The sequence below is a fragment of the Paraburkholderia sp. NPDC080076 genome, assembly GCF_050281145.1.
In the GTDB taxonomy this organism is placed as follows: domain Bacteria; phylum Pseudomonadota; class Gammaproteobacteria; order Burkholderiales; family Burkholderiaceae; genus Paraburkholderia.
Map to the genome: position 1 here is coordinate 712,160 of NZ_JBNNWQ010000003.1, position 20,141 is coordinate 732,300.

Below are 20,141 nucleotides of genomic sequence, written 5' to 3' on the forward strand. Positions count from 1 at the left end.
TTCAACGTAGCGGCAGGATGCGCTCGTTCACACAAAAATGACTTTTTTATTGGTATGAGATGATTTTTCAGCGCCTCGTGCGTCTATGATGGAGACAGATGTGCTGGGAAGCGAAAGCGCGCGGCGAGGCGGTTCGGCATGATTCGTGCGGGAGGCGGTGGGGCGGCGTAATCGTCGAATCACCGTGAATCCGGCCTTGTCGTATGCTATAAAAGATCGACGTGCGGCGCGCGAAGCCGGGAGTGGTCGCATGAGGACGCTGCGTTTCTTGCAATTCTTTTTCAGGCGAATTTTTATGTCCTTCCCGAAAAAGCGTAGACGCGCGAAGGTGGACGGCGATGAGTCGTTCCTCGCGGTACTACGGCATTTCAAGCCGTTCGGTCAGCTCGACACCAAGATTGCGCGCGCTCGCGCGCAAGACGAGCCTGTCCTTTATGCACATGTGCTGCCAGGGCTCGATGTGCTTCTGTGCAGTGTGCGTGGCGCGCAACCGCCCTATCCTGCACCTGCGGAGTTGCGACGTCGCTGTATCGAATCGATTACCAATGCGCTGGAGCAACCGCTCGACGGCCTCGAGAACGGCGGCTACTGGTATGAGGCGGACGGTTTCGGCTTTCTGGTGTTCGCCAGCCGCGCTCGCGGCAAGATCCTGACGGAATTCGGCGCGACTCGCATTGGCGGCGCCCGTCGTGGGGTGCGTCGGCAGGATGCTGCCGGAGACGCCGCGCCGCGCTCGCTCAGGTAGACCTTTGGCTTTACGGTAGACCTTCACACTCGCAACACCGTCTGTTGGCAAAGCTCGTCAGGCGGCGTTGCGTCATCACCCTTCCTTGATTCGGCGCGTGTCATCTCAGGTGATGTGTTTGCGCTCGCCTTGCCTCATTTCGCCTTCTCATTTCATCGTGATGTCATCGATGTGGTCGCCACCGGGGGGCACGCTGATGAGCCACAAAAGAATCAAGGACAGGCCGCCGCCGAAGCTCCAGTTCAGCCAGTCCGCAGGCAGGATGAAAGGCATCATCAACTCCCCTTGTATTCAGCCGCGCTGGCGGGCGACATTACCGCCGGCTTTTTCCTGTCCGTCGCAGCCGGCGACGAAGCGCCACCGGAAGACTTGTTCACTGGCGCGCCATCCAGAGAAATGGCGGACTTGGGCTGCTGCTTCGTGCCCGGCGGCGGCGCAGTCGGCGCCTGCCGGACCTGGGCCAGCAACTGCGTGCACGGCAACGGCTTGTTGTTGCTCGGCGCGAGCAGCGGAATCAGCGCCGCGAACGGATTGATCAAACCGAGGCCGACCGCCGCGCCGCCGCGCAACGCCAGCGCGGCCGCGTTCACGCCCACGTGCGGATCCTTGAAGGTGCCTTTCACGTAGAGCGGCGAGCGCAGCGAGAACACCCTGAAACCCTTGGTATGCGGATGCACGCCGAGATCCATCGATTCGTCACGCATGTTCACGTTGCCGTCGATATCGATCACGGCGTCGTCCGTATCGAGCGCGAAGACGCGTGACTCGAGCACGCCGTTGGTCGCGACAAAATCGGCGGCCGCGCAGTTGATCTTCACATCGCGATTGCCGAACAGCTTTTCATACACCACGTTCGCCACGTTCAGCCCGGCCGCTTCCATTAGCAGGCGGCTCACCGTGCCGTCCGTCACCAGCGCCTTGACCTCGCCGTTCGACGATGCCGCGAGCGCCGCCGGCGAATTGCCCGTCGCGGTGAGCGCGGCGTCGCCGTTGATTTCACCGAGCGCGTTCTGCATCGTCTTGAAATTCGGGAACAACTGCTTGAGCTTCAGATGCCGCGCCGACGTCGCGAAGCGTCCTTTGAGCGGTGTCGCGCTGCCGTCCAGATGAATATCCGAAGCGAGCGTGCCGCCGGCCACGCCGAACTTCAACGGTTCCAGCGAGAGCACGCCATCGGTCATCACGACGTGCGTGTACAGATCCGTGATGGGCAGATTCACGTCCTTGACGATGCGCCGGCCAGTGAATTTCACGTCGGCGTCGATCGCCTTCCAGCGGTCGGTGCGGAACTCCTCGACCGGCAACGCCTTGCTGGACGGCTGCGCAGTCGCATCACCGCGCTTGGCTTTGCTCGCGTTCGAATCCGCGCCGATCACCGGCGCCAGATCGGAGAACTGCAGCAGACGCGAAACCAGTTCGCCCTGCAACAGCGGACGCGGTTCACGCGCCGTGTACGTCAGCGAGCCGTTGATATCGCTGCCGCCGACCCGGCCTGTAAAATTTTCATACTTGAAGACGTTGCCGGTGGACTTGAACTGGCCGACGAGCCGCCCCTCGGTCGCATACGGCGGCGTGTCGGGCAAGGTCACGCCGGTCAGCGAATAGAGACGCGCCATGCTGTTGCCTTGCAGCCAGAGGCGCAGATCGACCGCCGCGAGATGCGCGGGATCGGTGATCGTGCCGACGAGGCCGACATGCAGATCGCCCGCCTTCACATCGGCCTGCACCGGGAACGGCCGGTTCGCGTCCTGCAACGCCAGCACGCCGCCGACCTTACCGCTGCCCGACACCGGCGTCTTGTTGTAAGTCCCTTTGACGGTCCAGCCGATGGCGTACGGCGGAATCTCCTGCTTCGCGCCGCCCTGAGCTTGTGCCCCGCTCGCGCCCGAAGCCGATGCCGGCGCCGACGCCACGACTGCCCCGCTCGCGCCGGCGGCGACGGCCTCGCTGGCGCCCTTCGAGCCGCCCGCGACCAGCCCGCCCGAAGCGCCCGTGGCCGCCGTCGTACCGGACGCGGTGATATCCGTCGACGACGCGCCGGAGGCTGCCGCCGCGGACGCCGCCGCGGCTTCCGACGCCGCCTGCGCATTAGCCTGCTGCGTCAGTTTGTTCGCACCCGACTTGCCGATTGTCTGCGCCGAGGAACTGCGCGATGCCGCTTCCTGCTGCTTCATCGCTTCGCCGATCGGAATCGGCTGGCCGAGCGTGTCGATCGCCATCTGCAAATCGACCTTCTTCTGCTGATCGGACAGCGCGATATTGCCCTTGGCAAAGGCGATGTCGTGCAGATCGAGCTTCCATTCGGAAGGCCCGCTGGATGACGCTAGTTTGAAGGTCCAGTTGTTGCGGCCGTCGAGCACGCGCTCGAGGTCGACCGAAGGATTCACGAGGTTGATCGTGGGAATCACGATATCGTGCGCGAGCAGTGGCAGCACCTTGACCTGGAAGTCGATCTCGTCGAGCGTGGCGAACTGCGGCTGTTTGGTCCAGTCCGGATTGCCCACGGTGATATTGGCCGCCGAGAAACGCGGCCAGGGCACCCAGCCTCGCCAGCCCGTCTCGCCAACCGGATGCCGCCAGCCGACCTTCAGATCGCCGTTGATGGCGAATGGCCTGCCGATGGCTTGCGTGACCTTGTCGTTGATATAGGGTCTTGCCCGGTTCCAGTCGAAGGTCATGATGAAAATGGCCGGCGCGACAATCAGAATGACGATGATCGCCAGCAGCCATGCGATGATTTTCCCGATCCGCCTTCCGATCGTGCTCGACACTGCCATTGAGAAGCTCCGCTATTTTTTTCTACGTTGAGCACCGTGCAGCACGTTGCGTGCCCGGTCCGTGGCCGGCAAGCGCTATGCCTTTGCCGCTTTATCATGTTGCACACGCAGGTCGCAGCGAGCTTCGACCTTACGCATCCCCCATTACAAATTCACTCATGACCGATGTTCCCTTCGTCCTCGCCGACGGCATCGTCCGGCGCGATGCCGTGCGCGGCCTGACGCTACTGCAGCCGACCACCTTCGCGTTGCACGCGGGCGACCGCGTCGCCATCACCGGGCCATCCGGCTCGGGCAAGAGCGTGTTCCTGCGCGCCCTTGCGCTGCTCGATCCGCTCGATGCGGGACGCATCATGTGGCATGGCGCGCCGGTGGAGCGCACCGCTATTCCGCGCTACCGGCGCAACGTCGCGTATATCCGGCAGCGGCCCGCGCTGCTCGACGGCAGCGTCGAAGACAATCTGCGCTATCCGTTCGAGTTGCGCACGTACCACGACGTGCGTTTCGATCGCGCGCGCGCGGCGAGCCTCGCCGCTCAGGCCGGCCGCGGCGACGACTTTCTCGACAAGCGCGCGAGCGAGTTGTCCGGCGGCGAGGCGCAGATCGCCGCGCTGATTCGCGTGCTGCAACTCGCGCCCGAGGTTCTGTTGCTCGACGAACCCACCGCGTCGCTCGACCCGGAGTCGTCGCATGCGATCGAAGGTCTGGTCCACGCATGGTTCGACGCCGACCCCGGGCGTCATGCGTCGATCTGGGTTTCCCACGATCCGGCGCAAGCCACGCGCATGAGCGCGCGGCATCTGATCATGCGCGCCGGCGTGCTCGACGAGACCGCGCAGCGCGAGCTACCGCCCGCGCATCAGGATCACCAGGAGTTCGGCCAATGACACTGCAAAACCTGAGTCTGTGGGATGTCGCGATTGCGACGTTGCTGATCGTCGTGAACGGTGCCGTGTCGGTGGCGCTCAAGCTCGATCTCGAGCGCAAGCTGGCGTGGGCCGCCGTGCGCACCGTCGTGCAGTTGCTGGCGATCGGCTACGTGCTCGGCTGGGTGTTCCGTTACGACCGCTGGTACGTGGTGCTGCCGCTGATGATCGTGATGACGCTGATCGCCGGCTTCGCGGGCGCGCAGCGCGGCAACCGCACGTATCGCGGACAACGCGCGGACAGTGTGCTGTCGATCTGGGTCAGTTCGTGGCTGGTGGCCGCGGTCGGGCTGTTCGTCGTGATCCGCATTCACCCGTGGTACGAGCCGCAGTATGCGATTCCGATTCTCGGCATGATCCTCGGCAATACGCTGACCGGCGTGTCGCTCGGCATCGAACGGATGACCGAGGAATTGACCGCTCGGCGCGACCGCGTCGACATGGCGCTCGCGCTAGGCGCGACACGCTGGGAAGCGGCGCAGGCGCCGGCGCGCCAAGCCGTGCGCGCGGGCATGATGCCGACGCTCAATCAGATGGCCGTGGTCGGCGTGGTGAGCCTGCCCGGCATGATGACCGGCCAGGTGCTGGCCGGGCAGTCGCCGTTGCAGGCGGTGCGCTATCAGATCGTGATCATGTTCCTGATCGCCGCGTCGTCGGCCCTGGGGACGGTGGGCGCGGTGCTGCTCACGTACCGGCGGCTCTTTTCGGCGGAGCACCGCTTTCTGTCGGCGCGGCTGGTCGAGCGGGCCGCGGCGCGGCGCTGAGCCGCGCTCCGACCCGCCGCTGTGCCCTCAATCACACGCCTGACTCAACGCTTCGCGCTGATCGCGACTTCCGTGCCGTCGCTGAGCGTGAGCGTTTTCGTGCTGCCATTGACCGGCATCGTGAATCGCACGATCTGACTGACGGTCACGTCGTTCGGACACTTGAGCGTTTTGCCGCCGCTCGTCACGGTTTTCACGCCCTTCGGCGTCTGCGCCTGAAAGCTCAATTGCACGGTCGCCGTGCCGTCGCCGCCGACGACCGGCGCGAACCGGATCTGCGTCTGCCTGATCATCGCGCCGTTGGTGTCGATCGGCAGCGACGCGTAGTTCGGGCACGCATCCGTCGCGGGAACCGGACCACCCGGCGGCACGGTCTTCCACGTGAAGTCGTCCGATTCGCCGGAGCGGATCGTGCGCGTTTCCTGCGAATTACCGAACTGTTTCGACGTGACGCGCACCGTGTAGCGGATCGGGCCGTCGAGGGCGGATTGGGACGTGACCGTGATCGGCGTGGCGGCGTGAGCCGCCGGCACGAGCATGCCGGGCGCGAGCGCGCATGCGAGAGAAGCAACAACTGAAACGGCGGAGAGTCGGAAGCTCATACTGTCACCTCGTTGTTGTGCCGCTGCGCGCCCGCTTCAGCGCTACTGCTCACGCACCGCCCGACTGGACGACGCCGGGCCGCGAGACACGCAACTGTTTTAGCATGATGCCCTGCCAGTCTAACGCCAAGCGACGCTGCGCGCGCTGCCCGCGAATCGGGTGTTAACCCGCTTGCGGCGACGCGTTTTCTGCGCGTGTGGCGGCTCAGGCGCACGCACGCGCCCGCCGCGCCGCACTGCTGCAAATCGACACGCCGCGTCGCCCGATCGCACCGTTTGTTGCGCATCAAAGGAACATGGCCGGCGCGCATTGCTGCGACGCCGGCCATGTTCGTTCAGGCCCGGTTCAGGCAAATTGCGGCTTACGCGTCGAATCCCGTCAGCACCAGTTTGCCGATCGCGCGCCCTTCTTCGAGCAGCTGATGCGCGCGGCGCAGATTCGCGGCGTTGATGGCGCCGAGGTTCTGGCCGACGGTCGTGCACAGCGTGCCCGCGTCGACGAGACGCGCTACTTCGGTCAACAGCTTGTGCTGCTCGATCATGTCCGGCGTGCCGAACATCGAGCGCGTGAACATGAACTCCCAATGAAAGGCGGCGCTCTTCGCTTTCAACAATTCGACCGGCACCGGCTTGCTGTTTTCCACGATCGTGCAGATGCTGCCTTGCGGCTTGATCACCTCGGCCGCGGCCGGGAAGTTCTTGTCGGTGTCGTTGAACATCAGCACGTAATCGACCTGATCGATGCCGAGCTTTTTCAATTGCGCGGGCATGTCGCCAAAGTGATCGACGATGTGATCCGCGCCCAGTTCCGTGGCCCATTTGGCCGACTCGGGCCGCGACGCGGTCGCGATCACCTTCAGCTTCGCGAGTTGCTTCGCGAGTTGAATGCCGATCGAGCCGACCCCGCCCGCGCCGCCGATGATCAGCACGGTGCGGCCTTCGTCCGCGCCTTGCGGCGACACGCCGAGACGGTCGAACAGGGCCTCCCAGGCGGTGATCGCGGTCAGCGGCAACGCGGCAGCGTGGCTGAAATCGAGCGACGCCGGCTTGCGCCCGACGATCCGCTCATCGACCAGGTGGAACTCGCTGTTGGCGCCCGGCCGTGTGATGCTGCCCGCATAGAACACCGGATCACCGACCTTGAACAGCGTGACGTCCGGTCCGACCGCGACTACCGTGCCGGCGGCGTCCCAGCCGAGGACGCGCGGCGTCTTTTCGACCGTGTCTTTCGGCGCGCGCACTTTGGTGTCGACCGGATTGACGGAAATCGCCTCGACCTTGACCAGCAGGTCACGACCGGTGGCTTCCGGTTTCGGGATTTCGACATCGACCAAGGCTTCGGCTTGATCGATCGGCAAATAGCGATAGAGACCGACGGCTTTCATACATGCTCCTGTTGGTTCAGACGAGGTTTGAAGGATCGCGGTTTATGCGGGCGGCCTGTGGTGCCGTTTGCGCGTCATCGATCCCATTGGCGTCATCCTAAGGCGGTTCTTATTCTCTTAAAACCGTCATAATGGCTGAAACATCTTTTTGAATTCCAGAAGAATGAACCTTCCGGCCTCATCCATACGTACCTCGCCCGGAGAACGGGAGCGCCTCGATCTGCTCGACGTCGCCCTGTTCGTGCGCGCCGCGCTGCTGGCCAACGTGTCGGCGGCCGGGCGCGAATTCGGGCTGTCGGCGGCGGTGGCCAGCTCCCGCATCGCGCAGCTGGAAAAGCTGCTCGGCGCGCGGCTGTTGCACCGAACCACCCGCCGCATCAGCCTCACGCAAGACGGTGAAGTCTTCATGACGCGCGCCGAAGCCCTGCTCGACGCGGCCGCCGCCGCACGCGCCTCGGTGGGCCGGGCGCAGGCCGAGCCGCAGGGCCGCTTGCGGGTCTCGATGCCGTCGTCGTTCGGGCGGCAGCACGTGTCGCCGGTGATCAGCGAATTTCTGCGCCGCTATCCCGGCGTGAGCGTCGATTTGCGGCTCACCGATAAATTGGTCGATCTCGTCGATGCGGGTATCGACGTGGCGATCCGCGTCGGCGTGCTGAAGGATTCGTCGCTGGTGGCGCGGCGCCTCGCGGTGAATCGGCGGGTGCTGTGCGCGGCGCCCGCTTATCTTGCCGGGCGCGGCACGCCGCATCATCCTTCGGACCTCGCGGAGCACGAGTGCATGATTCTGTCGGACCAGCGCGACTGGGCCTTCGTGACGCCCGCCGGAGCGCTCGAGGTGCGCGTGAGCGGGCGCCTCGTCACCGACAACGGCGAAGTGATCCGCGACGCCCTGCTGGCCGGTTTCGGCATCGCGCTGAAATCGACCTGGGACGTCGCGCCTTATTTGCGCAGCGGCGAACTGGTCAGCGTGCTGGACAGCTATCCGCTCGCCGAGAACGTGGCAATCTGGGCGGTGTATCCGAGCCGTTCGTTCGTGCCGCCGAAGACGCTCGCCTTGATCGAATTCCTGGCGGCGCACTTCGGCGATCCGCCTTACTGGGACAGAGAGCCGGGCTGAGACCGATGCGCCGGCGATAGTGCCCGAATCGATACGTCGTCAATGCTTGCCGCGTGCGCCGCCGGCGCCTTTGCCGTCGGAATTGACGTCGGTGTGCGCGTCGTTCTGCGTCTTTTGCTGATACTCGTCGCCGCCGCGGCGGTCGGTATCTTTCAGCCCGCGTTCGAGATCGCGATGCGCCTGCTTGCCGATATGGCGCGGACCGTCCTCGTGCTGCGATTCGGGATCCTGATCGGCTTCATGCGGCAGCGGCGCGGCAGCTTCCTGCATCGATTTGGGTTGCTTCCTGGCATGCGGGTCTGCCTGCTTGTCGCCGTCGGACGATTGCGGTGAGGTCTTCATGGTCTTGCTCCTTGTCGTTCTGAATCGGGTCCGTCGAAGCGCTTACTCTGCGTCATCCAGACGCTTCTTCATGGCTGCGGTGATGCGCTGGCGCGTCTTCGTATAGTCCGCCCACGGGTCGCTTTTGAGGTCGGCGAGGCGCTCATGCAAATTCTCGATGGTCCATTGATCGCCGCCCGTGGTGCTCGCGACTTCAGCCCACGAAAGCGGCACCGATACGCCCAAGCCCGGCCGCGCTCGCGCCGAGAATGCGGCGACCGTGCTGGAGCCGCGGTTGTTGCGCAAATAGTCCACGAAGATTTTCTGCTTGCGGTTCTGCGCGCCCATCTTCGCGCTGAAGTACTTGGGCAGCGTCGCCGCCATGTGTTGCGCGACGGCTTGCGAGAAGTCCTTCACTTCGTCCCAGCCGGCCTGTTTCGCGAGCGGCACGACCACGTGGAAGCCCTTGCCGCCGCTCGTCTTGCAGAACGACTTGAGGCCGAGTTCTTCGAGTAGCGAACGCGTCAATTGCGCGGCTTCGATCATGCGGTCCCAACCCAGCGACGCGTCGGGATCGAGGTCGAACACCACGCGGTCCGGCTTTTCGATGTTCGACACGACGGCATTCCACGTGTGAAATTCGACGGTGCCCATCTGCGCCGCGCCGACCAGCGCCTTGAGCGTATCGACGGTGATCAGCGCCGGATGGCCCGGATCGAGGCCCGGATGCTGCGTGACATTTGGAATCGACAGCTTCTGGCTGTGCTTCTGGAAAAACAGCTCGCCGCCGATGTCCTCGGGCGCACGCACCAGCGACACCGGGCGATCTTGCAGATGCGGCAGCATCCAGTCGGCGACCGATTCGTAGTACTGCACGAGATCGATCTTGCGCGCACCGCTGCTTTTGTCGATGACGCGATCGGGATGCGAGATGCGGACGCCGGCGACTTCGGCGGGAGCGGACGCGGCGCTTGATTTTGTGGCTTTGCCTTCGATTGCTTTGGCTTTGGTGGCCGAGGTTTTCGTTGCAACGGTTTTCGCAGCACTCGCCTTCGCGCTGCCTGTCTCCACGCCGCGGCTCTTCATGCTAACGTCTTTCGCGCCCGCCGTTTTCGCCTCGGCCTTCGAGTTCGCCGCACCGGTTTTCCCCGCGCCGGATACGGCCGCAGTACTGACGGAAGTTTTCCGCGCCACACGTTTCTTCGGCGCTTCGTCGGACCCAGAATCGGTTTGCTGTTGCACGTCGGCTCCTTGGCGAGGTGTTTCCTTGACGATCTGGCGCGCCGGCTTGTCGTTGCGCAGACTCACGAACGACGCCTGACGCACGATGCCCTCGCTCGTCCATTCCGCGAAATTGCATTCGGCGACGAGCACCGGTTCGACCCAATGCACCGGCGTGCGACTACGCTCGCGCGGCGCGGCGGCAAACGGCATTCGCTGGGTCGCGTGCGCGTCGAGTTCTTTCTTGACCGAGCGCAGTAACGCCGCGTCGAAGCCGGTGCCGACGCGGCCCGCGTATTGCAATTTGCCTTTGCCGTCATAGACGCCGAGCAGCAGCGCGCCGAACGCCGCGCGGCTGCCAGACGGTTCCGAATAGCCGCCGATCACGAACTCCTGGCGTCGGCGGCATTTCAGCTTGATCCACGTCGACGAACGGCCCGATAGATAGCCACTGTCGCGCCGTTTGCCGATGATGCCTTCCAGCGCCATATCGCACGCGCTCCTCAACAGGTCTTCCGCGCTGAAGTCGAAATCGTTCGAGAAGCGCAGGACGCTGTCGTCGACCTCTTCCATCAAGGCGCGCAGAATCGCGCGGCGCTGTTCGAGCGGCACGCCGCGCAAGTCGTAGCCGTTCAGGAACGGTATGTCGAACAGGTAGACGATGATGTCTTGCGGACGGTTCGCATCGAAGGCGTTTTGCAGCCCCTGAAAATTCGGCACCCCGTTCTGGTCCAGCACCACCGCTTCGCCATCGAGCCATGCGCTTTCGATGCCGAGTTGTTCGAACGCCTTGACCTGTTTGCTGAATTTCGCGGTCCAGTCGTTGCCCGCGCGAGTGAATACTTTAACTGCGCTTCCCTTGGCGTCCCGATCGATTCGGGCCAGCACTCGGTAGCCGTCGAACTTGATTTCGTACGACCATTCATCGCCGGGAGGCGCGGCGTCGACAAGCGTCGCCAGTTGCGGTTTGAAGGTCGCGGGCAAGCGGGCTTTCACCGCGCCCTCGATCGAGGGCGCGGCGGCGAGTTCGCGCAGCGACTGCGCGTTGCGCGTCGCTACGATGTCGGGTCGCCTGGGGTCGGCGCCGCTCGATGAAGCGGCTTTCGCGCCGTTCTTGCCGGCTCGTTTTGCGGCTGGCGTCGTATCGGCGACCGCCGCAGTCGCTTTCGTAGCTGCAGTGGCTTTGCCTGTGCCCTTGGTTGCCGCTGTCCGCGTTTTCACGCCTTTGCCCGCCGGGGCGCTGCCGCTGAGCACGCTGCCCGGACGCTTCTTCAGAATGTCGTAGTCGCTCTCATCACGCGCTTCGTCGTCGCGTTCCTTGATCAGCAGCCACTGCTCCTTGTCGCCGCTGCCGCGCATATGGCTGCGCACCAGTGTCCAGCCGCCTTGCAGCTTCTCGCCATGCAGCCGGAACTTGAGCTTGCCGGCCGCATATGATCGCGCCGCTTCCGCGGTGCCGCCAATCGGTTCCCAGGTGCCGCGATCCCACACGATCACGCTGCCCGCTCCGTAGTTGCCGGCCGGGATTTCGCCTTCGAAAGAACCGTATTCGACCGGATGGTCTTCGACATGCACCGCAAGCCGTTTTACCGACGGATCGAGGCTCGGCCCTTTCGGCACCGCCCACGACAGGAGCGTGCCGTTCAGTTCGAGCCGGAAGTCGTAGTGCAGACGACGCGCGTCGTGCTCCTGAATCACGTAGGAGAGCGCTTCGTCGGCTGCCTGTCTTGTCGTTTTCCGGGCGCCTTGCTTGCGACTCGCACGCGCGCCCGATGGCTCCGGCGTTTCGTCGAAACGGCGCTTGCGGTTGTAGAGGTCGAGTCTGTCGTTCATGGCGATGACTTCGTCGTGAGTGGCTCAGCGCGACGTTGACGAATCAGGCTGCTGCCCGACGTTTGCGGGCGGCTGGCGTGGCTGCCGTCTTGGCAGCTGCACGGCCGCCGGTGCCGCTGCCGCGCGTGGTGGTCTTGCTTGCCGTGCGCGCCGTGCGCGGTTTCTTGCGGGCTGGAGCCTCTGTTTCGGCATCAGAGTCGTCCTCATCGCCGTCCTCGTCCGCGGCGCGCTTGCGGCCGCCCGCCGCCGGCTTGCTCTTGCCGCGTCCAAGGCTGCGCTTGAGCAAGTCGGACAGATCGAGAATGTCGGCGGATTGACGCGACTCGTGCGGCGCTTCGACTTCGGTGATTTCCTCGGTCTTGCCCGCGCGAATCTTGCGATCGACCAGCGCCATGATGTCGTCGCGGAAGGTATCGTGATACTGCGACGGATCCCACTTGTCGCTCATGTCGTCGATCAGCTTCTTCGCCATGTCGAGTTCGCGCGCGGACACGCCCGCAGCTTTGACACCGTCGGCCGGCAGCTTGAAGTCGTCGAAATCGCGCACCTCCGCGGCCCAGCGCAGCGTGTTCAAGGCCAGCACCGGACCCACCGGAATCAGCGCCGCCAGATGCTGCTTGTTGTGCAGCACGACGCTCGCCACGCCGATCTTGCCCGACGCCTTCATGGCTTCGCGCAGCAACGCGTAGACCTTTTCACCCTTGCGGTCGGGCGTGAGGAAATAAGGCGTGTCGAGATAGAGAAACGAGATGTCGGGAGCGTCGACGAACGCGAGAATATCGACCGTTTGCGTCGATTCGGGGTTCGCCGAGCGGATCTCATCGTCCGAGAGCACGACGTACTTGTCCTTCTCGTACTCGAAGCCGCGCACGATGTTCTCGCGCGTCACATCCTTGCCGGTGCGCTTGTTGATCTGCTTGTAGCCGATCGGATCGATCGTGCGCTTATCCAGCAGATTGAAGCCGACTTTCTCCGACTGCGTCGCCGGATACAACTGCACCGGTACGTGGACGAGGCCGAAGCTGATTGCGCCCTTCCAGATCATGTGTGCCATCGTGCGCTCCCCTAGGCCTAAGACCTGACGTCAAGCAGCAAGCGTGCCACCGCTTGTCAGCCATAGCCGGCGCGCGCCGCCATTTGACGGCCACATGCACAGGCTGTAAGTCTTGCGTCAGGCCTGCAAAAGCTACGCCGTGCGCTACGTCGTTTGGGATCGCGCCGGTTCGAGTTCGAGCGGCACCGCGGCGAAGCCGCGAAACCGCACGCGCCCGCCGCGCGTGGGCCCGCCATCCAGGCGATAGGCCGGAAAGCGCTCGACGAAACGGCCGATCGCGATGCGCGCCTCGAGTCGCGCGAGCGACAACCCGGCGCACTGGTGGATGCCGAAACCGAATGCAAGGTGCCGGTTCGGATCGCGGCGAATGTCGAAGCGGTCTGGATCCGCGAACTGCTCCGGGTCGCGATTGGCCGCGCCGATGCACAGCGTGACCGGCGTGCCGCGCGCCACCGCGACACCGCCGATCTCGGTGTCGATGGTCGCCATGCGGTTGCCCAGCTGATTCGAACTCTCGAAACGCAGACACTCCTCCACCGCCGATCGGATCAGCGACGGCTCGCGCAGCAGCGCCTCGCGCTGCTCGGGCCATTGCGTCAGCGTGACGAGACCGTTGCCGATCAGATTGGTGGTCGTCTCATGACCGGCGTTCAGAATGAAAATGCAGTTTTGCAGCAACTCCGCTTCGGACAATTGCTCGCCGCCCTCTTCGCCCTGAATCAGACGCGTCAGCACGTCATGCTGCGGGTCGCCCGGCTCGCGCCGGCGCCGCGCGACCAGACCGCGCAAATAGTCGACGAATTCGCTCACCGCGCGATTGCCGCGTTCGAGCTGCGCCTCGGTGAGCGACGGCTCGAGCGCGCCGAGAATCGCGAGCGACCAGTCACGCAGCGGCTCACGTTCCGCGTGCGGCACATCCAGCAGATTACCGATGATCTCGACCGGAATCGCCGACGCGAACTCGCCGATCAGATCGATCCGGCCGCGTTCCGCGGCGGCATCGAGCAAGCCGTCGACGAGGCGCACCAGTCCCGGCTCCATGGCCGCGATGGCGCGCGCCGTCAGCGCCCCGGCGATCAGCTTGCGCACTCGCGTATGGCGCGGCGGGTCGTTGAAGACGAGACTCGTCGTGTGATGCGCGTAGAGCGGCGAGTCGCCGTATTTCGGCTTGAATTCGACGGTCTTGTCGGAGCTGAAGGTTTTCGGGTCGCGATAGACCGCCTGCACGTCGCGAAATCGCGTCAGAAACAGCGAACCGTCCGGCATGCGCTTGACCGGCTCGTGAGCGCGCAGCGCGTGGTAGACCGGATACGGATCGGCATAGAAAGCGGGATTGAGGTGGCGCAGATCGAAGTCGCGCGCAAGAGTGGATGCGTCGCTGGCGGTCGCCGGGGGCATGCGTTGTCTCCGTAGTGATGCGCCTCGTCACGGGTGCCGGTGTGAGCGCATAGCGACGTTGCGTACCGCGTGTGGTGGCGCGGCCGCCGGCCGGTGCACTTACTGGCTGCGAGGCGTTGTTTGTTCGAAGCGCCAGTATGGACCGCGCGCCGCAGGTTTGCACGGCGCGGCGTGCCCGGTGGATTGCAAGAGGTGCGGCGCGACGCAACGTCCCAAGCGGATTGCAACAGGTATGGCTCAGCACTCCATGCCGATCGCAAGAGGCGTGGCCAACCGGCGAACCGTTACAATAGCGGGATTTTCCGCGCGCGCCGCGCGTCCGTCCTTTTCCGCGTTACTGCGTCGTCGTCCATGAACCTCGTCATTCAAAGCTCCGCGCCCCTTTCCGCCGATCATCACAAAGCGCTCGTCGCGCTCGCGCGCGGTTCGCACGCCAGCGTCATCGACGCGAACGCGATTCGCATTGCCGATGCAAATGTCGCCCAGCGCGCCGACCTCGACGTGTATTGCGGCACCCATCAACTGGACTACGCGTTTGTCGAAGCCGGCCGCCAGTTGCGCGACTTCGGGCTGGTCGCGATGGACATGGATTCGACGCTGATTACGATCGAATGTATCGACGAGATCGCCGACTTCTGCGGGCTGAAAGCGGAAGTGGCCGCGATCACCGAGGCCTCGATGCGCGGCGAAATCAAGGACTTCAACGAAAGCCTGACGCGTCGCGTGGCGCTGCTCGAAGGCCTCGACGCAAGCGCGCTCGAACGTGTGTACGAAGAGCGGCTGCAACTCTCACCGGGCGCCGAGCAGATGCTGGCTGGTGCGAAGGCCGCTGGGTTGAAAACGCTGCTCGTGTCGGGCGGATTCAACTTCTTCACCGAGAAGCTGAAGGCACGTCTCGGCCTTGATTTCACACGCGCGAATACGCTTGAAATCGTGGACGGCAAGCTGACCGGCAAGGTGATCGGTGAGATCGTCAATGCCGATGTCAAAGCACGCACACTGCGCGAAACATGCGCGCAATTGGGCATTGAACCGAGCCGGGCGATCGCCATGGGCGATGGCTCGAACGATCTGAAGATGATGGCCGAGGCCGGGCTCTCCGTTGCGTTCCGTGCGAAGCCGGTAGTGCGCGAAGCGGCCAGCGTGGCGTTCAACCATGTCGGGCTGGACGGGCTGCTGCGCCTGTTTTGACATTGGTTCGATGCGCTGGCCGATGCAATGACGGCCAGCGCTGGCAGCGGCTCTATTTTTTCAGAATGTCCGTTGTGAGTACCACGATCATGCTGATCGCATCAAGGCTCACGATGATCGTGGTCCACATCAAAAAGCGTGGGTAGATTTCCTCTGAGACTAGCCACAACGAGAATTTTTTCATGATCGCCTCCTTGAGAGGACCAGTATAAATGCTGCACTATCTGAAAAATCTAAATCAGCAGTACATGTAGGAATGCAAAGAAAACTGCGGCAGCGAGCGTGAAGAAAATTGACAGGGCTATTTCCGTTGGCGAAACAAGCGCAAGCGTAAAGATCGGGCCGATGATCGGCACGCCGAGATTCAGCAGCATCCAGAAGAAAAAATTCATCGAAGCTCACCATGGTGCGGCAACCGTTAGCCGGGATGCACGCCATCGTAGCGTCGAGATTTCACGCTGAACATTCAGCCGAATGGTTAGGCTTACTGGCTACCTTGACACACACTATTGACAAGAAAAAAGCCCACCGGGAACACGTCCCGATGGGCCTGCTTGTCCTACGGAAAAACGTCGCTCGGACGTTTAACCCAGTGCCGCCAGAGACTGCTCCATATCCGCACGCAAGTCCGCCTCGGCTTCGAGCCCGATATAGAACCGCACCAACGTCCCGCGATGCGGCCACCGCCCCGCCGTGCGCATCGACGCGACGTTGTACGGCATCACGAGGCTGTGCGCCCCGCCCCAGCTCCAGCCGAGCGAGAACAGTTCGAGCGACTCGCAGAACGTGTCGATTTGCACCGGGCTGTAGCGGCCGTCGAACACGACCGAAAAGAGCCCGCCCGCGCCCGTGAAGTCGCGTTTGTAAAACTCATGGCCCGGACAATCGGATAGCGCCGGGTGCAACACCGCTGAAATTTCCGGCCGCGTCTTCAGCCATTTCGCCAAGCCGAGCGCCGCGCGATCATGCTGCTCGAAGCGCAATTGCATGGTTGGCAGGCTGCGCAGAATCAGCGAGCAGTCATCCGATGAGACGCCGATGCCCATGCGCATGCGCGCCGCCTTCAGCTTCAGATGCAGCTCGCGATCGACGGTGATGGTCGCGCCCATCAGCACGTCGCCGCCGCCCGATTGATACTTGGTGAGCGCCTGCACCGAGATATCGACGCCATGATCGAACGGCCGGAAACCCAGCCCCGCCGACCACGTGTTGTCGATCGCCGTGACGACGTTGCGCGCGCGCGCCGCCGCGGTGATGGCGGGCACGTCGGCCACTTCCATCGTCACCGAGCCGGGTGCTTCGAGCCAGATCAGGCGCGTGTTCGGCTGGATCAGATCGGCGATGCCCGCGCCGATCATCGGATCGTAGTAGCGCACGGTGATGCCGAAATCACGCGCCAGCCAGTCGCCGTGATCGCGGTTCGGCGAGTAGACGTTATCGGGAATCAGCACGTCGTCGCCGGCTTTGACGAGGCCGAAATACACGTTCGAAATCGACGACAGCCCCGACGGCTGCAGCAACGCGTGGTTGCCGCCTTCGATGGTGGCAAGGCGTTGCGCCAGCGCGAGCGAAGTCGGCGTGGCATGCAGGCCGTAGCGCCATTGCGCGTCGTTTTTCCAGTCGAGCGCGCGCATGGTCGCGAGATCGGGGAACACGACCGTCGATGCCCGCGTGACCGGCATCGAGAACGACTCGAAGCCCGGCGTGAGCTGGTCCTCGGCACGCACGATGCGGGTTTGCAGACCGCGTTGGAGTTTGGATTGGGTCATGGTGAGTTTCGTTGAGAAGCAGACGGAAACGGAGGCACGCGGTTTCAGGGCGCGCGCCGCACACGCAAGAGTAGACGAGCCGGCGGGATTTCGCTTGAGAGACAACGCGCGAGTTGTCGGGCGCCGCGCGGCTGCGGGTTCACTCGCCGGTTTGCAAGTTGCTGACGCCGCCCACGGCGTGGCCGCCGGTAGCGGCGGCGCTTGAAGCCGGCACCGTGGCAGCGCCCGCGGAAGGCTGCGGCGCAGCCTTGTTCGCGGCGCTCGCCGGCGCGCCGGCAGGTGGCACCGCCTGCCCCGCTGCCAGCGGTTTCAGGTCGAACGGCTGCGGGTCGGAATCGTCGACGTTCATGCGGTCGCCCGCCACCGAGCCGTCCGCCGCGAACTTGCCGACCCAGTTGCCGGTGATATGCGTGCCGTCGTTCGATTCCTCGACTTCGAGCGTGTCGCCGTCGCGGTCGCCCGCGATCAGGATCACGGCGCCGGTATCCGTGAACTGATACTCGCCGTGTACGCCGGATGGGTCGTCGCTTTTCGGGCCGAGCTTCAGCACGATCTGGCGCGAGCCCAGCATGCCGGCGTAGCGCGGGAACTTCGCGAATTCAGGGCTTGGCTTGAGCGGCAACTGGATCGGCGGGGGCGCCGCCAACTCCTTCACCGCGTCGCTTTCCGCCCATGCCTGCGCGGGCAGCATCGCCGCTGCGCCGGCACACAGCAATGCGGCGACGCTCGTCACTACCCAACCGCGCCGGCGCACCGCACCCTTCATCGCTTTCAATTCCCGCATCCCTTCCTTCCTCATTGCTCGATACCGCTTGCTACTGACATGCCGCGCATCAGATCCGTTCGAAGATCGCCGCGATGCCTTGCCCGCCGCCGATACACATCGTGACCAGCGCATAACGCCCGCCGATCCGTTGCAGTTCGTACAGCGCCTTGACGGTGATGAGCGCGCCGGTCGCGCCGATCGGATGGCCGAGCGAAATGCCCGAGCCGTTCGGATTGACCTTGGCCGGATCGAAGCCCAGTTCCTTGCTGACCGCGCAGGCCTGAGCGGCGAACGCTTCGTTGGCCTCGATCACGTCGAGGTCGGCAACGGTCAGCCCGGCGCGTTCGAGCGCCTTGCGGGTGGCCGGCACCGGACCGATGCCCATATACGCGGGATCGACGCCGGCATGCGCGTAAGACACCAGCCGCGCCAGCGGCTTGATGCCGCGCTGTTCGGCGACGCTGCGCTCCATCAGCACGACGGCCGCGGCCGCGTCGTTGATGCCCGACGCGTTGCCGGCCGTCACTGTGCCGTTTTCCTTCGCGAACACCGGCTTGAGCTTCGAGAAGTCTTCCGCCGATGCGTTCATGCGCGCGTGTTCGTCCGTGTCGAATACGACGTCGCCTTTCTTCGACGGGATCGTGATCGGCAGGATCTGTTGCTTGAAGTAGCCGCTCGTGATCGCGTTGGCCGCGCGGCGATGCGATTCGAGGGCGAGCGCGTCCTGTGCTTCGCGCGAGATGTCGTATTTGCGCGCGACGTTCTCGGCGGTCACGCCCATATGGATCGACTGGAACGGGTCGTTCAGCGCGCCGACCATCATGTCGACGAGGCGCGCATCGCCCATGCGCTGACCGAAGCGCGCGGCCGGCATGGAGTAAGGCGCGCGGCTCATGTTTTCCGCGCCGCCGCCGATCGCGATATCGGCGTCGCCGAGCAGCACGCTTTGCGCGGCCGAAACGATGGCCTGCAGGCCGGAGCCGCACAAACGGTTCACGGTCAACGCCGGCGCATGTTGCGCGACGCCGCCGTTGATCGCGGCCACACGCGCCAGGTACATGTCTTTCGGCTCGGTATGCACGACGTTGCCGAACACCACGTGGCCGATTTCGTCGCCCGATACGTTGGCCCGCGCCAGCACTTCACGCACGACGCGTGCGCCGAGATCGGTCGGCGAAAAATCCTTCAGACTGCCGCCGAAACCGCCGATTGCCGTACGCACACCGCTTACCACCACTACGTCCCGTTGCATCGCTCGCTCCTCTTCCAGTCTCTAAGATGATCTTGCCTCGGCGGGCCGCGCTCCATAGCGCGCGTGTTCAGCCCGCCAGAAGTTGTTCGACTGTCGCGCGCGAAGGAATCGGCGCCACCGCGCCGTAGCCTTGCGTGGACAGCGCCGCGGCGACGTTCGCATAACGCGCCGCGGCGAATGGATCGTCACCCGCGACGATGCGCGCGATGAACGCGCCACCGAAGCAGTCGCCCGCGCCGGTTGCGTCGACGGCATTGACGACGTGGCCCGGCACGACGCGCCGCTCGTTCGGCGTCGCGATATACGAGCCCTCTTTGCCGAGCTTCAGCGCAACGACGCTCGGACCCTGCGACAGCAGGAAATCGACAATCTCATCACGGCCGGTCAAGCCGGTGAGGTCGGTGACGTCGTCCCAGCTTGGCAGGCAGATGTCCGTCTGGCGGATGGCTTCGAGCATCACCGCGCGCGCCCGCGCGAGTGGCCACAGCTTCAGACGCAGATTGGTGTCGAAGCTCACGCGAACGCCGTTGGCGCGCGCATGCGCGATCGCTTCGAGCGCCGCGTCGCAAGCGCTCAGGCTGATCGCGAGGCTGATGCCGGACAGATGAATCACCTTGGCCGCGGCGATCGCGTCGAGCGGCAGATCGTGCGGCGCATAGCGGCTCGCGGCCGAGCCGGCGCGCAGATAATCGAACGCGTGGCCATTCGGACCGTGCGACACGAAATAGACGCCAGTGGGCGCCTGCGGATCGACGCGCACCAGCGACGTGTCCACCTGTTCACGTTCCCACAGATCGACCAGCAAACGCCCGAAGTGATCCGCGCCGACCGCGGACACGAAACCAGTCTGCGCGCCTTGACGTGCGGCCGCGATACAGAAGTTCGACGTATCGCCGCCGAAGCCTTGTAGATAGTTCGGCTGGTCTTTCGCCGACTGGTTGAATTCGATCATCGCCTCGCCGAGCGCGAGGATCTCGGGGTGCCGGGCTTGCGGCACTGCGGCCGTGCTCACCGTCATCG

At 64.3% G+C, this 20,141-nt stretch carries 19 protein-coding genes; 5 read left to right on the forward strand and 14 right to left on the reverse strand.

Annotated elements, in window-relative coordinates; all coding sequences use genetic code 11:
* Positions 1-250: 250 nt before the first annotated feature.
* Entirely contained in the window at positions 251-745 is a 495-nt protein-coding gene (locus tag ACQKRQ_RS15440) for a hypothetical protein (protein WP_091794435.1), read from the forward strand.
* A 147-nt stretch (positions 746-892) separates the two neighbouring features.
* Here ACQKRQ_RS15440 and ACQKRQ_RS15445 read toward each other — a convergent pair whose 3' ends face one another.
* Positions 893-1,021: a hypothetical protein gene (locus ACQKRQ_RS15445; protein ID WP_279388571.1), complete on the reverse strand. Its 129-nt coding sequence runs from the start codon at positions 1,019-1,021 to the stop codon at positions 893-895.
* On the reverse strand, positions 1,021-3,522 hold the full coding sequence (locus ACQKRQ_RS15450; protein ID WP_427477954.1) for an AsmA family protein: 2,502 nt from the start codon (positions 3,520-3,522) through the stop codon (positions 1,021-1,023). The genes ACQKRQ_RS15445 and ACQKRQ_RS15450 overlap by 1 nt, the downstream gene beginning before the upstream one ends.
* A gap of 158 nt (positions 3,523-3,680) precedes the next feature.
* Here ACQKRQ_RS15450 and ACQKRQ_RS15455 point away from each other — a divergent pair, with 158 nt between their 5' ends.
* Positions 3,681-4,409, forward strand: coding sequence for an ABC transporter ATP-binding protein (locus tag ACQKRQ_RS15455; RefSeq protein ID WP_427477956.1), 729 nt, complete (start codon positions 3,681-3,683; stop codon positions 4,407-4,409).
* Entirely contained in the window at positions 4,406-5,212 is an 807-nt protein-coding gene (locus ACQKRQ_RS15460) for an ABC transporter permease (RefSeq protein ID WP_427477958.1), read from the forward strand. Before ACQKRQ_RS15455 ends, ACQKRQ_RS15460 begins: the two co-directional genes overlap by 4 nt.
* Positions 5,213-5,256: 44 nt before the next feature.
* Here ACQKRQ_RS15460 and ACQKRQ_RS15465 read toward each other — a convergent pair whose 3' ends face one another.
* Together ACQKRQ_RS15465 and ACQKRQ_RS15470 are read right to left on the reverse strand one after the other, a co-directional pair.
* Entirely contained in the window at positions 5,257-5,814 is a 558-nt protein-coding gene (locus ACQKRQ_RS15465; protein WP_132374746.1) for a DUF6013 family protein, read from the reverse strand.
* Positions 5,815-6,176: 362 nt separating this feature from the next.
* Complete coding sequence (locus ACQKRQ_RS15470; RefSeq protein WP_427477960.1) at positions 6,177-7,199, reverse strand: zinc-binding alcohol dehydrogenase family protein; 1,023 nt, start codon at positions 7,197-7,199, stop codon at positions 6,177-6,179.
* A 163-nt stretch (positions 7,200-7,362) separates the two neighbouring features.
* Here ACQKRQ_RS15470 and ACQKRQ_RS15475 point away from each other — a divergent pair, with 163 nt between their 5' ends.
* Entirely contained in the window at positions 7,363-8,316 is a 954-nt protein-coding gene (locus ACQKRQ_RS15475) for a LysR family transcriptional regulator (protein WP_427477962.1), read from the forward strand.
* A gap of 39 nt (positions 8,317-8,355) precedes the next feature.
* Here ACQKRQ_RS15475 and ACQKRQ_RS15480 read toward each other — a convergent pair whose 3' ends face one another.
* From ACQKRQ_RS15480 to ACQKRQ_RS15495, 4 genes are all read right to left on the reverse strand, one after another.
* Positions 8,356-8,658 carry a hypothetical protein gene (locus tag ACQKRQ_RS15480; protein WP_427477964.1) on the reverse strand — a complete coding sequence of 101 codons (303 nt, stop codon included), beginning with the start codon at positions 8,656-8,658 and terminating at the stop codon, positions 8,356-8,358.
* 42 nt (positions 8,659-8,700) lie between these two features.
* On the reverse strand, positions 8,701-11,691 hold the full coding sequence (gene ligD / locus ACQKRQ_RS15485; protein WP_427477966.1) for a DNA ligase D: 2,991 nt from the start codon (positions 11,689-11,691) through the stop codon (positions 8,701-8,703).
* Between the two features lie 43 nt (positions 11,692-11,734).
* Positions 11,735-12,745, reverse strand: a complete 1,011-nt coding sequence (locus ACQKRQ_RS15490; RefSeq protein ID WP_342960278.1) for a Ku protein — start codon at positions 12,743-12,745, stop codon at positions 11,735-11,737.
* A 144-nt stretch (positions 12,746-12,889) separates the two neighbouring features.
* Positions 12,890-14,143, reverse strand: coding sequence for a cytochrome P450 (locus ACQKRQ_RS15495; RefSeq protein WP_427477968.1), 1,254 nt, complete (start codon positions 14,141-14,143; stop codon positions 12,890-12,892).
* Between the two features lie 351 nt (positions 14,144-14,494).
* Between ACQKRQ_RS15495 and serB the strand changes: the two genes are divergently transcribed.
* Positions 14,495-15,334 carry a phosphoserine phosphatase SerB gene (gene serB / locus ACQKRQ_RS15500; RefSeq protein ID WP_132374751.1) on the forward strand — a complete coding sequence of 280 codons (840 nt, stop codon included), beginning with the start codon at positions 14,495-14,497 and terminating at the stop codon, positions 15,332-15,334.
* 52 nt (positions 15,335-15,386) lie between these two features.
* Here serB and ACQKRQ_RS15505 read toward each other — a convergent pair whose 3' ends face one another.
* The 6 genes from ACQKRQ_RS15505 to ACQKRQ_RS15530 all read right to left on the reverse strand — a co-directional run bounded on the left by ACQKRQ_RS15505 (position 15,387) and on the right by ACQKRQ_RS15530 (position 20,139).
* Entirely contained in the window at positions 15,387-15,518 is a 132-nt protein-coding gene (locus ACQKRQ_RS15505) for a hypothetical protein (protein ID WP_408288062.1), read from the reverse strand.
* Positions 15,519-15,567: 49 nt separating this feature from the next.
* Positions 15,568-15,726 (reverse strand): hypothetical protein, encoded by a 159-nt coding sequence (locus ACQKRQ_RS15510; protein ID WP_427477971.1) that lies wholly within the window; start codon positions 15,724-15,726, stop codon positions 15,568-15,570.
* A gap of 192 nt (positions 15,727-15,918) precedes the next feature.
* Positions 15,919-17,103, reverse strand: coding sequence for a cystathionine beta-lyase (locus ACQKRQ_RS15515; RefSeq protein WP_427477972.1), 1,185 nt, complete (start codon positions 17,101-17,103; stop codon positions 15,919-15,921).
* 139 nt (positions 17,104-17,242) lie between these two features.
* Complete coding sequence (locus ACQKRQ_RS15520) at positions 17,243-17,887, reverse strand: hypothetical protein (protein ID WP_132374753.1); 645 nt, start codon at positions 17,885-17,887, stop codon at positions 17,243-17,245.
* A gap of 49 nt (positions 17,888-17,936) precedes the next feature.
* On the reverse strand, positions 17,937-19,121 hold the full coding sequence (gene bktB / locus ACQKRQ_RS15525) for a beta-ketothiolase BktB (protein WP_427477974.1): 1,185 nt from the start codon (positions 19,119-19,121) through the stop codon (positions 17,937-17,939).
* 67 nt (positions 19,122-19,188) lie between these two features.
* Positions 19,189-20,139, reverse strand: coding sequence for a sugar kinase (locus ACQKRQ_RS15530; RefSeq protein ID WP_427477976.1), 951 nt, complete (start codon positions 20,137-20,139; stop codon positions 19,189-19,191).
* Between the last annotated feature and the right edge of the window lie 2 nt (positions 20,140-20,141).